Here is a 14,040-nt window from a genome sequence, read left to right as displayed (position 1 = left end):
ACCTACTCGAACCAGGATATAATGAGTCTCAACGACGACGGGAATAAGATCGGTCTGGTCTACACCGCGCAAGACCCGGACGACGCGACCAGGCTCTCGGTGATCTACATGGAGTCGGCGGAGGGGCTTGGTTTCTCCGCTCCGGACACCGTAGGCCTGGGCTGCTGGCCCTCGTTCTCTGAAGGCGCGTGTTTCTGGCAGAGTGCCCATGACCCCGCCGTCTACCACCCCGATGCCCTCTTCTACGCCTACCAGCTCAACGACACCTTCTCCACGCCCTATCCCCTGAGCGCTATCCCCCTGTGGGCCGACTCAGGCAGGTTCTCACCCGTAGGGTTTGTCAGTGAAAACGACACCGTCCACGCCATAATAAGAACGAAGGTCGCTACGCACATCGGGGGTGGCTCAGAGGTAACTCGCTATTATTCGGTGGCAACCCTTTATGCCAGGTTCCCTGAGGCCTTGCCTGGCGCTTGTGTGATGGATACACTTCAGCAGACGACCAGCACAAGCGCTGCGGGTTACAACATCGGTGACTACGCCGCATCTGTGGTCAAACGCGATTCCATGGTCTACGGCGCGTACGATGATATCGTTGCCTGCTACTTTGTCACCATCACCCCTTCAGGCAACACAACAACCACCATCGGCCAGGGCTCGCAGCCTTCTGTAAGCTGCTGCGAAGGCAACATCACCTACACCTACCTCGGCTCAGGCGACACGAGCTTGATCCGCCTCTGGCGCTACCTTGACGACACAACCTGGGTGGAGCACGACACCTTCTATCTGGACGATGAGGCCGAGATCCTCTGCGGTGAAGAAGGTTTGATGTATGGAATTCAGCATTCCGACACCTCCCTGGCCGACCTCTATGTCTACGATCCCATCAGCGAGGAATACTACCTTACCAAGACCTACACCGGCTACTACCCTCATCCCTACATAGACGATAAATTAAATGAGTTAAGTTGGATAACGACCTACAGCGACGAGGTGGACTACGAAACCTATCATCTTACCACGGACCGCCGCGGCCTTAATGTGCTCCTTCCCGCGCTCTACCTAGAATCAGACGAAAGGCGTTCGCCCTACACCGTCTATCGCGACACCTGCATACACTATACGTCGGTGGACGTGGACTCTGCAGCTGACAGTCTCATCTACCGCTTCCCGCACCTGAATTCCCGTAATAATTACTCAGTGATAGTTGAGTTCTACACCGAGTGCGACAGCGCCACCCAGCTTCAGCTCACGGTGGGTTCGAGCGTGGACACCATCCAGATACCCGGCAACAGCTACTCGTGGTATGAAACAGATATCTCTTCGGGAGACGACACTCTGAATCTGGCCATAAGGCGTCTCTCGCAATTCGGATTCGTACCGGTGAGTCGCATAATAGTGTGGCGTCCCAACGAATCAGAGTCTTACATAATGGGAGGTCCGCAGAGCAGCCCAGGGCCTGAGGTAATTCCATTCTGCCTGTATCAGCCCTTCCCGAATCCGTTTGGCGATGCGGCTACGATTCGCTACTCCCTGCCCTATGCCACACACGTAAGCCTGAAGATTTACGATGTAGCCGGTCGTTTGGTGACCAAGCTCGTGGACGCCGAAGTTGAACCTGGTATCCACGAGCTTCGCTGGACAGGCAAGGACGACGTCAACCGCCGTTGCGCATCCGGGGTTTACTTCGTGCGGTTCACTGCTGGAGATTACAAAGCATCCAAGAAAATGGTACTGATCAAATAGGTTAAGGAAACTAAACAAGGAACGAGTTAGGGGGAAGCGTAAGCTTCCTCCTTCTTTACTTGACAACAGGCCTAGAAGAGGGTATTATAAACTTACTTAAAAGGAGGTTGACTATGAAGCGATTTGCCTTTTTGGGGTTTTTACCTGTGGCTTTGTTTGCCCTTGAGCCTGTCAATCTCATCAAAGACGGTGGGTTCGAAAAGGACAGCGAGGTGTGGCTTGAGCGCTCTAAGATAATAAACGGACCTGGCAATTATGACTCTACCATTTATAATTATCATGACCCTGACAGTGCTTATATCGGAGACTACTGTGGTTCAATAGATGGCCGGAAAAAACCCTTTCCTAATCTCCCTGAAGGTTACGGAATCGAAGGATATTTCTATCAGATAATTCCCTACCCTAAACCATTGAAGGACCTGGATAGCCTTGAGTTTTTCCACATGGCTCTCTTTCGTGATGAAGGGGTCAAGAGTTCTGCCGGGAATTATGGTGTAGTACTTTACTTAACCAGACCGTCCGGGGTTTTTATTGAGGTCTGGTATGGGTGGTTACGTCCTGGTTCCACACCTGCCCCTGATACCCCTACTCGCAAAATATTCTCGGACACTATACCTGATGAAGGAGTGTGGTACGGCTCCAAACGTAATCTGAAAGCCGATCTTATTGGGGAGAAAGGGTTATCAGAGGATATCGAGCTGGATACATTTCTGCTTTATGAATGTAGCTGGCTCGTTTTTAGTGTTTGGCGGGGCCAGAAGGCGTTTTTTGACGGGGTGCGGTTGACCGGCTACGCCGACTACGACGTTGGGGTGAAGGAGATACTTTCGGGCGATTCCTTGAGGGAAGGTCACCCCTATACCCCCGAAGCACGCATAAAGAACTTCGGCAGAGAACCGGCGGACAGCTTCCTTGTGATCGCCGAGATCTGGGACACCTCCGGCTTAGCCTACGCCGACACCCTGCCCTGGTCGCTTGAGGGAGACACCGAGGACATCGCCTCCTTCGCCGACTTTACCCCGCAATCCTCCGGTTCCTACACCCTGACTATCCGCACCGTGATGGAGCCGGACGAGTCAGACGAAGACGACGCACTCTCCAAATTCCTCATCTACACGGGAATCGAGGAGCCCGTAACACCCGTAACACACCTCATCACCCTCCAGGTGCGCTCCTTCACCGATCCCCTTTGCGTTAGCTACTCGATCCCTCAAGGCCAGCAAGGCACCCTGAGCCTCTACGACGCAGCGGGCCGACGGATCGAGCGAGTCAACGTCAGAGGCTCCGGCAGCGTTGACTTCAGCTCTACCCTCCCCTCCGACGTCTACTTCGTGCGGCTGGGAAGTGCTGACTTAACGATCACAAGAAAAGCTGTCTTACTTCGCTAGCTGGGGTCCCCGCACGGGTGTGAAGCAGCCGTGTGGGGTAAAAAGAAGGCGGTGGTGTTGCGGTAGGGATTAACCTTTCTATGGTAGTTAAGGAAAGCAAAGAGTGCTTCTCCTAAGAGCAGGAGATGTTGAAAAATAACTACCTTTTCTTCTTCCTGCTTTTCTTTGTTCCCTTCCGTCTCTCTGCTTCCGTCCTTTGTAGTTTAAAACTTTCTTCTTGAGCCTTAAGCTCCGTGATCGCCTGGGTAAGCTTTTCTGCGACTTCTATATCCTGCTCGGGAGGGGATTTTTCCTTCTCGATTTTCAAACGCCTTTCGAGGAGATTAATGGTATGTCCTACAATCTCCTCGGAGGCTGCTCCTCTCATACGGAAGAATTTCACTGCTGCATCGAAGGCCTCGCCCTCGGCTACGAAAAGACGGGTAGCTTCAGCTGAGTAGCTGCCATATAGCATGATACCATCGGTCATTGTTTTCACGAACTTCTTCATCTCCATGGGTAGTTTCAGCTGTTCAGCGCTTGCCAGCAGTGTATCGGCAAAGGTGGTCACATGTGGGGTAAGCGCTTCGCTTTGCTCCTTGGCTATGCGACTTAGACATCTTCCTCTCTCCTGTGTGATTTTGATCGCAACTTTACTTTCGTTCACCAAGGCTTCAACTTCCTTCTTGATCTCTTCGGCTTCGCGTTTAATTTCTTCAACTTTTTGTTTAATTTCCTCTGTTTCTTTAAGATTGTCCCTGGCGTCCTTCAAGGCGGTATGGTAATTTCTTTCAGCTCGGAATGTTAGAAACGCAAATACTGCTGCTGCAATACCTGTTACTACTGCAATTATCGTAATGCAAAAAACCAAGAAGGAAATCCCGTCTGGTGAACTGTAAAAGATGTGCCGAGCGGTTCTACATATGTTCTCCAAGGAGTCAAGAGTGCTCTGAGAATAAGGAACTAAGGTGGTATCTGCGGACATGCACAAGAGGAAAGGGAGGGAACCACTCATGATTCGCCCCCTTCTCCAATCAATTTTCGTACTACGCCAATAAGCTCATCACTGCTAATTCCCTTTTGTAACCACACAGTTTTATCTACGTGGGTAGCTAATCGGTAGACATTTTCACCAGCAATGGTGCTCATTGGAATGTTAGTGAAGTAAATACAGGGTAGGTTCGCCATCCACCTTCGAAGGGCAAGCAACAATATCACGCCTGTAGCAAGGCCGTTCTGCGTCTCTTCCTTTGAAAACTCTCCAACGGGCAACATAAGATCTATTATTATCAAAGAAAAGTCACGGTTACGTTCTTCTTCCACATACTCCAGTACTTCCCAGGGGGTCTCAAAAAAGTCAATCTCGTAACCTCTGCGCTTCAGAGACCTCATGTAGGCATCTACTTGATACCTTTCGTCTTCAACCCAGAGTATTTTTTTAGCCATGCGATCCTCCTTGGCTATTCTCAACTTTCTCTCGCTTTCTCTCTTTCCATGATATGAAATTTTGTGGAAGCCGGAAGAGAAAAACCGTCCTTTCTGGATTAGCAGAGATCAAACTTACTTCCCCCTCCCTACCTAGACGGCGTGCGGCTGTTTGGGCTATCCAAAGACCGTAACCTGTGCCTGTAGGTTGGACTTCAATAGCCTTGCTTCCACGGGTTCCCTTTTCAAAAATCAGTTTCTTTTCATCTTCAAGGATTCCAATACCTGTATTCTCAACATAGATAAGAAGATCTTTGTGCGGCGAAAGATCCAGACGTATAAAACAAACAGATCTCTTCTTAGCGTAGCGATATGCATTTGTGAGTAAATTGAATAGGATTACCTCGAAAGCGAGTTTCTGATTTCTAGTAAGACGTAGCGCTATATCCCTGCGAAGTTTGTCGCTTTCTGCTATAATTTTTATCTTAAGATTATTTTGCTTTGCCTGGAATGCGAGAATTTCTTGAAGTTCTTTGAGACGGTCATAAAGCCAAACTACAGATGGCGGCTCATAGTGAGTGGGTGAGGTTCTGCCTAAAAGAGAAGTGAAAAGCGAGAAATCGTCGTTGAGAGCTTTCATATATCTCCCTAGAATACGTATATCTCCAAGAGGGAACCCAATATCTTTGAGGAATGTGGGGGTGAGTCTTCTGCGGTTATAATTAATGAGATCTTGAATGTCGTAAATGTTGGCAATTAATGCATTCGTAGGAGCTTTGACTTCGTGCAGAAGGCGCGTAATGGTTTCTTCTATTTCGTGAGCATGCTGCTCTGCTTTTTTACGCAATCCCTCAGATGCTACAAGTCCTTGGGCAAATGCTGTAAGTATCTCGGCTTCTTCATCAGTAAAGCCTTGGTCTTTTCTCCACACCGTAACCACAAGGTTGAAATCCCTCTTCATATACTCCCTGGGGATAGATGCTATTGCCCCCAGTCCGAATTTATACTCTTGCTTAAGCAGTTCTTTCTGGGTAAGAAGATAATCAGTCTTCTCTACATCCACCAATTCATATGGAGGTTCAGACATGCCACGATCCAGCAACTTCTTGATCAAAGAAGATTTCTCAAGACCGATTTCATCTATACCATGTTCCACGCCTATTTGAGCTATACGTGAGAAGCTGGAAGAGGTTTCTTGAAGCCAGATAGAACAACCGCTAGCACTTATCATTCGGCAGATATCCGCCGCTATGGGATTTTTATCCCGAGGGAGATCTTTGAATGCGCTTTTAAAGGTGCCAAGATTCTTGGCGAGACGATCATATTCAAGGCGAGGAGATATGTGATGAGCCAGCTCCATAAGCGCTTCTTCTGTTTTTTGGGAAATGCTTCGCTTAGATGCAGCCTCTATTACATCCGTGATCGTGTTTCGAAAGAAAACAGGTACATAGATTTGCTCGCGGGTTTCCTGATTAGGGAAGTAGTTTGCTCCTCCAGCATCCAGAACTTTCTGCAACCACGGCTTGGCTCCCTTTTGTTCCTCATACGTATGGTATTCAACGCGATGCAAGCGTATAGAGTCTAAGTCAAGATGATCAAGGATACCTTCTCCTTCTATGACCTCCTCAATTTTTTCCCTGGAGTAAGCATCTCCGATTCCGGTGCGGAGCCTACGTTTCAGACGATAGAAGCTTAGTTTGTTGGACGTCTCATGTTGACGACCAGCCTGTTCCTTTAAGAGGTCGAGGTAGTTTGAGGTCTGCCCGGCAAGGAAGTCAGCCATCTTCTCTGCAGCTTTCCTATCCCTGGACTTCCAGAACGATTTGCCGTCATGAGAAGTAATAACTATGCATCCCTTCTGGCGGTCATCTACAAGCTTTAGTTTTTCTATTGCAAGCAACTCTCTACCTTGCAACCTATCAGCGAGTGCTTCACTTACTTTTTCTTGGAGTTCTTCGTTAGTTTTTTCTTTCTTCCCTAGGCATTCCCTGAGAACCTCCGCAGAAGAGAAAAGAATCGATTCAATTCCTCCCGATGAGTAGAGTGCGAAGCCAGTATCGGGATATCCCCTGCGACTTCCCACCAGGGTAAGGGGAGTAAGACCCTCTGGGAACAGCTTCTTTACATCTTTCAAGAGTTTCTTAACGTATTTCTCCATGCCCACCCAGATGTAAAGGCTCTCTGTAATGTCCTTGAAAATCTTAGAAGAAATTTCAGGGCATCTTGAGTCTAACGAGTAGTATTCAAGAAAGAGATTGAGGATGTTGACAATTTCCCTCGCAGAGATTTCTAATTCCTCGACTGTCCGGAACGGTCGTCGTCTGGCGCGGAACTCGTAGGCTCTTGCTTTATGCGGAGCAAGTTGTTTTTGCTTCTTTGCTTCTTCTAACGCGGCTTCGATTTTTTGTTGCCACAGTGGGTAATCCTTGGGTTCTAGATCGTCGGGAACCAACCATCCTCTTCCTCCTACCAGGAGGAAGGTCTTATTATCAGCAGGGTAATCATGTCCTAGACTAAGTGCAAATTCAGTTGTTCCACACTTAATAGGACAGTGAGAAAATTTGCCCTGTGACGCTTCAATGAGAACTTGTCGATGTTTGCGGCATACATCATTGTCAACTTCCTCATTTGAGGCCGGGCATTCTTTGTCAATCCAATCAAAAAAATTCGAATGGTAAACCCACAATGTGATACGCTCGGTTCGATGTGGTTCTTGGGTTTCGAAATCGATGACTCTAAGGGGGAAGCCGTACATTTTAGCACTAATGTCGAGAAGTTCTTGTACTTCGTCCCTCTTCAGTGATCTCTTTATCTTTCTATAGGTAAGAGATGAAAGGCGTTTGAACATTCATCACCATCCTTTTTGTGAGGCTTCGCCAGTTAAGTTCATTTCCACTTAAATGTTACTATACTTTATGACAGCGGAGTATACTCACACAATAACTCCTTGTCAACCCAGGGTCAGTTTAGAAATCTTCCCTTCTTAAATCCTCACTATCCGATGGTCATGTGATAGATTTTTCAACTTTGGAGATACGATAATCGAAAGAATAGCGAAGGTAAATCAGAGAAGCGCTATCCGTTCTAATCGCGGAGCATAGCGTCGGGTTTTCCTTCAGACTTATATAGGCCTACATACCCTCACCCTCTACGATGCCCTGAGCAGACGAATCGAGGAGGTAGAAGTAAGAGGCTCCGGCGCGACAACTTTTTCTACTGTGCTTCCCTCAGGCGTCTACATTGTGAGATTAGAAGCGGGGAAAACCACTATCACCCGGAAGGCGGTGGTGCTGCGGTAGAATCTTCAATTTACTTGCTAACTAGCCGGGATAGGAACTCCAGGTTCACCGTATCCGCTCCTCTCAAGTATTTCGCACTTTTCGCATTTCCTGTATCCGGCAGGTGGAGAAAAACTTGATTCAAGGTACTCACATTCAATGTTGTTGCCATCGACACAATTTCTGTACGTGTGGTAAACCTTGCTGTTTCCAGGATGCGTTGACCAGTAGTATCCGCCAACGGTCTCATCGCTTGTTTTAGACTCTTCGCTCTCTATATAGATCGTCCTGGTGTTTGAATCTACGGAGGGGTGTTGCATTTGACCTCCATGATTTTGTTTAAGGTTAATTCTCATGGAGTGATTTTAAGGCTGGGCTTGACGAGAACAATAGAAGGGTGACGAGTTAGGTGTGTTCTGATGGTGTAATTCTGGCACAGGAGTTTAGGGCTAAATTATGGCAGGATTAGGGCAAGGGCATTGCCAAAAACTGTCAACCCCGTGTGATTAAGATTCCAAGAATTTCTTAGCTCTCTCTTCACCTTCCTCAATTGCTGTTATGATTCAGGCGAAGATGGACAAACTGACGAATTTTGGGTTTGCATTCAGGGTTTAGCTGCACTCTATGAGGCGCAGTAAAATTGGTGCCTCAAGGGGCAGGCTCAAGCGTTTCTTCTCGGCCCTTCTGTTTAAAATCTCCTTCTTCCTTTCCAGATAAACGTCCCTTGGACTGACATTGTCCAGTGCTGTGTGAGGGGTGTCAGCTTACTATCGCATCATCCAACGCTTTTCTGAGATCATCAGGCGAACAGTAGACCAGAAGACATACCCTCTCCTTGATTGACCGGTGGAACCCGAAATCTTGCCCTGGGTCTGAGGATGTTAGGGTCAGCCGGAGATGTGCCTGATGCCGTGAGCCTTGAGATAACCGACAAGGATGTAAGAAGTGTATACTGCGACCCTCTAGAACTGGACACGGTGGGACAAAGTAATGGGTAGCGTCGCACTGCCATATCTCATCTTGAATGATATAGGTGTAGGCCAGAATCTTCTATCACAGTTCCAGTGCCCCTAAGATGATTTGTTGGCAATTTCGAATGTTATCCTCATTAACCGGATACAACCGACCTTCCTTGTAGAATGCAACGGGCAAAATTCCTTGCAATGCTGCAGAACGCACTATCTTGTGAAGGGGTTGCTTTTCCTCACCGTAAAGAAGGGATATGGCTATAAGCTCAAGCAGGAAATCATGATGGATCTTCCCATAGAAGAAGCCAGGAGGCCTTCTCCACCACCAAACCCGGCTGAAATATTCGCTTTCAATAAATTGTCGCTTAAGCCCGTAGCGGAAATCGTAATCCCTTGTCGCCCTGGCGAGCAGGACAGGATGTCCACTTTGACCCTCTATAATCAATGAGAAAACCGTCACTTTCTGACTGTTGACAGCAGGATGAATCCCAAATACCCATACTGCTTCAGATACATCTGGTTTATCCCACTCGCCAAGGATCGCGGAACGATTGACGTTTCTTATCCTGGAGCTCCCGTATAAACCATCATAGATCTTATCATCCGGGAGGCGCTTTACCGAATGAACTGCGTAGAATGTGTTTCTACGGCTGAGACCCGGTTGAAAAGCAACAATCTCCGGATACGCTGAGATTGTGCGAACTTCTCTTGGGTCTGCGTCCCAGGACATTATTTTCACTTTGCATATCGGCTTTTGAGGTATGGAGGGTTTTAATTCTCGTAATTTTGGCCCGTATATTTCACAGATCTCTATTTCGGTGATGATTTCTTGCACCATGGGCCAGCGAGGTTTTGGTTTGGGTATACGAACCCCGGTAGCAAGCTCGACAAGAGCTGTATCTAAACCCTGAAACCAGGATGGTTTCTTGTCGATTGAGTCTCTGTAATAATTAGCCAGTATCTTCCGGTTTTTGGAGTCCTTCCTTTTCTTGGGATCCCTTCCCCAGGGAATACTGAATTCTGCTTTTCCATCGTAGATACCGAACTGGAAATACAGTTCATTCCAACCCTCTCTTGGTCCCAAGCATAACAAATCGTTAAGAGGTCTGGGAACGGTATCATGGTGATAATCTTTCCCGCCAGTATGAAATCTCTCGGGTATTCCCCCTGGATAGCCATTAGGCAAGTAATAGTTTACTACCCGGTCTAGCCCAATACATAGATCACGTGGATATAAAGATCTTCTGCTGGATTCCCACAAGTTTGAAATGCCTAGCGAATTTAATGCTTCAATGGGTTCCTCCATTTGGTTTTACATTCAATTATAAATTAACAAGTTCACGTATCAAGCAAAAATCGCTTAACAGATGGCCAAATTCGGACAAATTAGAGAATTCAATAAGTCTTAAATAAATTGCACGTTAGGGTTAATTGTTACTCAATTCTTGATAAAAGGAAGTTACTTATGATTACTAACTCAGATCACGATACAAAGCCTCAGAGAGGCTTTTACAGGCATTTCTGAGGTGGAGATTCGCTTCTCCATCTGTTCCTAAAAAGATGACCATGTTGGAGGTATACACTTTTGACTTACTACATTCAACATCGAAGTGCAACATCGATGTTAGCGACTTCGAGAGGGGTTTTATAATCCAGACATTTACGTGGTCTGGAGTTTAACCTAAATTCTATCAATCTGATATCCTTGTTACTGATCATAGCGAAGTCGGTCTTCTTTGGCAAGTAGTGTCTGACCAGACCGTTGGTGTGCTCGTTGGTTCCTCGTTGCCACGAAGAGTAAGGTTCGCAGAAGAAGCACCGGATGTCTGTTTCTTTAGAGATTTCTTCATGCCCGGCGTTCTCGGTGCCGTTGTCAAGAGTTAGGGTGCGGCGGGCATCTTTTGGGAAGCGAAGAAGACGTTTGACGATAGCCTTCGAGGTCACAGGTGCGGTCTTAGCCTCCAGCTTCTCAAGCTGAACCAGCCTACTCTTTCGTTCCACCATGGACAACAGAGCAGCCTTGCTCTGACGCGATACCAGGGTGTCCGCCTCCCGGTCTCCGAACCTGTCTCTGGCCTCGACTTCAAGCGGCCTGTGCTCTATCCCTATCCTGCCCGCTATCTGTTCCGGCGACCAGTCCTGATTGAGCTTTGACTCGACGTAATCCCTGATCTTATCGTTCTTTAATCGCATCCTGCGGCTTGCGTTTGACCTGCGTCTATCCGCACGCTCCTGGGCGTGATGATCAAGGTAACCCGCGTGGACAGGCGACCTGTTGCGCCGTAGCTCACGCGAGATGGTGGATGGACTCCTGCCCAGAACTTGAGCCATCTCTCGCATAGACCATCTCTCTCCACGCATCATCTCTATCACCTCCCGTTCCTTCAGTCCAAGATGTCGGTAGATTGAGTGCATACATCCTCAGACCGGAGGGGGAAGTATTCCCAATAACGAAATCCCTCTCGCTTTCCAAAGTGTTGCACTTCATTATTGAACTCACGAACAGCAATCATTAGCTCTGGGTCAAAGGAGAATATCTTCGATACCGAAATAGATGGAGTTTAATTGTTTGATTTCAGCCCCAACGCCTTTAGCATTATCTCCTGAGATTTTCGCCTGGACTCCTCGTATCTCACAGGATAAAGCTTCCCTGTCTTGAACAGGGCAACCGGCACGATGCCTGAGTTGATTACTGTTCGTAGCGTATGGTAGAAATCCTTAACCTTATCATCATAGAGTAGTGTTAAAGCCATGAGCTCCAGTAGGAAATCGTGGTAAACCTGTGAGACATCCCAAGGCTTTCGGTATCCGTATTTATACTCCCTGATTGCGCGGAAGAACGCAATGGGATGATCCGGGTTGGCGTGGAACATCAGCGAGAACACGATGATCTTAGAGGGTTCATCCAGTATCCCGAATGTCCACACCGCCTTTGGTTTCTTCTTGCCCTCCCAGGGGACTTTAACCCCGTTGTGCATCTTCCTGGCATTGGCTCTCACGTAACGGCCCTTGTAGCGTTTCACCCAAGGCAATGGGCTCACTGCTTGCACCAGTGGTATCTTCTCGCCCCCTACATGGTCATAGGCGACGTTTGCCTGGCAGATCGGTTCTTTGGAATACTCTGATCTGCGGTGCGATACCCTGATGCCGGTAGCCAGCTCTATCAAAGCAACATCCAGCCAGTCTGACCATCGAGGTCTCAACACTCCTTTTTTAGGCCACCACACAGGGTCAGGGTAGAACTTGGCCACTGTGTTGAATTTCTCACCCCTGCCCATGGTTTTGAATTGAGCTGTGTCCTTACCTCTTGGGTAGTGAAAATATAGCTCCTCCCAACTCCCTTTCCTCACTGCCGGTTCCCCGGGGTGGTCTATATCCAAGGAGGGAAGGAGACCCTTACCCCCAAGAGGGTCATCTGGAGAATAATCCCTGCTCCATCTGTGAGGCAGGTTCTTAATGAATCTTTCATCCTTTGGCCTCAATACCCTACGTATAGCATCCAGCACTTCGGTTCTGGATAAACCGTAGTTCTTCTCAAGGTCAGCCATGAACGAGGATAAACGAGAACCGATGGACGCCTCCTTTGTAATCGATGTTTAGGTGAGGATAGTTAGAGATGGGTAATTGTCAAGGCTTGTAATTCCAGCTGCTGGAATCATTAAAGGGCTCTCACCCCCGGTTTTAATCCTTCTTATTCCCCGGGTAAAAAAAAGAAGCAACGGTGGGAGAGTATGTGTATTGTATTCTCGGCTACTCCCCTCAACCTTCTAGGGTCAATATGACCTAACCCCCCCCTCCCTCTTTTTTTCTTCTTGTCTTCTCTTCCTTGACAGGGGATACCTGTTAGACCTCGGCTAGTTGCAGTGTATCTTACTCTTCTTTCTCTTGCTTTCTAGGGTCTGGACTTCCTTGGGATGCCATCCTGGTCCTCGCCTACCGGAGGTGTAGCCACCGACGGAGGTCAGGGTCGTATTCCTTTGACTGCTTGTCTAGTGCTATGTATTCACCTTGGCTCGTTTGGTCATTTACGCTTCTTCATATTCTTATACCCCAGATACGGTCTGAATTATCACCTGAATGGAATAAGCTTCCCAAATTATGCGACTTAACTATATCAAACTCGTCTTATTAGGTATGTAAAAGGCTTTATCAACCTCACCGGCCCCATACCCAAGTTAGCTGTTGTGAGATAGGGAGAATTAACGAACCAAGATTGTCAAACGAAAATCCCGATCTATAGACAAAATATGGAAATCTCATAATCTTTCTCAAATCTCGTTAGAGGCCACTCTGAGCGTTTTTAAGGCTATTTAACTTCAGAAGCAGGTAAAACTATGACTTCTTTGAGAAATCGTCAAATAGACCCCTCTACGTTGATCCTAGGGGTATTTTTAAGGTAGGGTTCGACCAGTTTTGAAGTTCAAGGTTTGTCTTACCGGAAAAGCTTCCCTCACTTGAACAATGCACCGGCATAATCTTAGAGTGGCAGGGAGGGAACTAAATATCAGCTTATCTGCTTAATGGTCACTGAAACAGAACACGAAGCAACTTTGGCAAGTGTTTAACCACCTTTCTTAAGTGCTTTGCCTTTGTAGTGCCGAATCCAATATTCTGTAATCTTCCACCGAAGTTCCTTACCATTAAATGAGAGCCTAAAAACGAAAGGGAATTGACCATGAGAGCGGAGTAAGTATGATAGAGATAGGTGGATATTTTAGAACGTTCAAAGCTTTTGTCGAGTGAGAATCGAGCCAGGAGTTACTATAAACGCTTACGGTGGCAAGGCAGAAGGAAGCGATGTCCGGTTTGTGGTAAAGAGGGTCTTTTGGTGCTTGCAGACGGTCGGTGTGAGTGTAGGATTTGTCATGTTCGATTCACTGACTTTGCAGGGACTCATCTTACGGGGATTAAACTTGAGTTTCGTCAAGTAGCATGGTTGGTTTATTTTTTCAGCTTGGAGTTATCGGCCCGTCGCAGCGCCAAGGAGTTGGGAGTGAACTACAAGACGGCGTATGGATTCTTTGACCGTATTCGCAGGGCGATTGCCGCAGATGATTGCTGGACAGGGCTTAGCGGCGAGGTTGAGATGGATGAGACGTATATTGGAGGCAAGAGAAAGGGTAAGCGAGGTCGTGGAGCAGCTGGTAAGGTTCCGGTATTTGGTATGCTGGAACGTGCAGGCAAGGTCGTGGTTGAGGTAGTGCCTGACGTTAAGGAGAAGACATTAATGGGTCTTATTACCAAGACTATAGAACC

The 14,040-nt window shown here is 47.6% G+C and carries 11 protein-coding genes; 4 read left to right on the top strand and 7 right to left on the bottom strand.

Features of this window, described 5'->3' with window-relative positions; all coding sequences use genetic code 11:
* Positions 1–21: 21 nt before the first annotated feature.
* A complete protein-coding gene (locus tag CEE36_11030) occupies positions 22–1,746 on the top strand; it encodes a hypothetical protein (GenBank protein TKJ37650.1) in 1,725 nt (574 codons plus the stop codon).
* Positions 1,747–1,859: 113 nt separating this feature from the next.
* Entirely contained in the window at positions 1,860–3,134 is a 1,275-nt protein-coding gene (locus CEE36_11025) for a hypothetical protein (protein TKJ37649.1), read from the top strand.
* Between the two features lie 139 nt (positions 3,135–3,273).
* Here CEE36_11025 and CEE36_11020 read toward each other — a convergent pair whose 3' ends face one another.
* Genes CEE36_11020 through CEE36_11010 form a run of 3 tightly spaced genes read right to left on the bottom strand, consistent with a single transcriptional unit; the run spans position 3,274 to position 7,386 of the window.
* Positions 3,274–4,128, bottom strand: coding sequence for a hypothetical protein (locus tag CEE36_11020; protein ID TKJ37648.1), 855 nt, complete (start codon positions 4,126–4,128; stop codon positions 3,274–3,276).
* Positions 4,125–4,559 carry a hypothetical protein gene (locus CEE36_11015; GenBank protein ID TKJ37647.1) on the bottom strand — a complete coding sequence of 145 codons (435 nt, stop codon included), beginning with the start codon at positions 4,557–4,559 and terminating at the stop codon, positions 4,125–4,127. The genes CEE36_11020 and CEE36_11015 overlap by 4 nt, the downstream gene beginning before the upstream one ends.
* On the bottom strand, positions 4,552–7,386 hold the full coding sequence (locus CEE36_11010; protein TKJ37646.1) for a hypothetical protein: 2,835 nt from the start codon (positions 7,384–7,386) through the stop codon (positions 4,552–4,554). Before CEE36_11010 ends, CEE36_11015 begins: the two co-directional genes overlap by 8 nt.
* A gap of 277 nt (positions 7,387–7,663) precedes the next feature.
* On the opposite strand from CEE36_11010, the gene CEE36_11005 reads away from it, so the two are divergent.
* On the top strand, positions 7,664–7,837 hold the full coding sequence (locus tag CEE36_11005; GenBank protein ID TKJ37645.1) for a hypothetical protein: 174 nt from the start codon (positions 7,664–7,666) through the stop codon (positions 7,835–7,837).
* Positions 7,838–7,854: 17 nt separating this feature from the next.
* Here CEE36_11005 and CEE36_11000 read toward each other — a convergent pair whose 3' ends face one another.
* The 4 genes from CEE36_11000 to CEE36_10985 form a co-directional block, all read right to left on the bottom strand.
* A complete protein-coding gene (locus tag CEE36_11000; protein ID TKJ37644.1) occupies positions 7,855–8,136 on the bottom strand; it encodes a hypothetical protein in 282 nt (93 codons plus the stop codon).
* Positions 8,137–8,869: 733 nt separating this feature from the next.
* Positions 8,870–9,868: a hypothetical protein gene (locus CEE36_10995; protein TKJ37643.1), complete on the bottom strand. Its 999-nt coding sequence runs from the start codon at positions 9,866–9,868 to the stop codon at positions 8,870–8,872.
* Between the two features lie 515 nt (positions 9,869–10,383).
* Positions 10,384–11,199 (bottom strand): hypothetical protein, encoded by an 816-nt coding sequence (locus CEE36_10990; protein TKJ37642.1) that lies wholly within the window; start codon positions 11,197–11,199, stop codon positions 10,384–10,386.
* Between the two features lie 146 nt (positions 11,200–11,345).
* Entirely contained in the window at positions 11,346–12,332 is a 987-nt protein-coding gene (locus CEE36_10985; protein TKJ37641.1) for a hypothetical protein, read from the bottom strand.
* A gap of 1,445 nt (positions 12,333–13,777) precedes the next feature.
* Here CEE36_10985 and CEE36_10980 point away from each other — a divergent pair.
* Positions 13,778–14,040, top strand: a 263-nt coding sequence (locus CEE36_10980; protein TKJ37640.1) for an IS1595 family transposase, incomplete at its 3' end; no start/stop codon positions are given.

It is taken from the genome of candidate division TA06 bacterium B3_TA06 (genome assembly GCA_005223075.1).
Taxonomy (GTDB): domain Bacteria; phylum Hydrothermota; class Tepidihabitantia; order B3-TA06; family B3-TA06; genus B3-TA06.
This window is presented reverse-complemented; position numbering and strand designations above follow the sequence as displayed.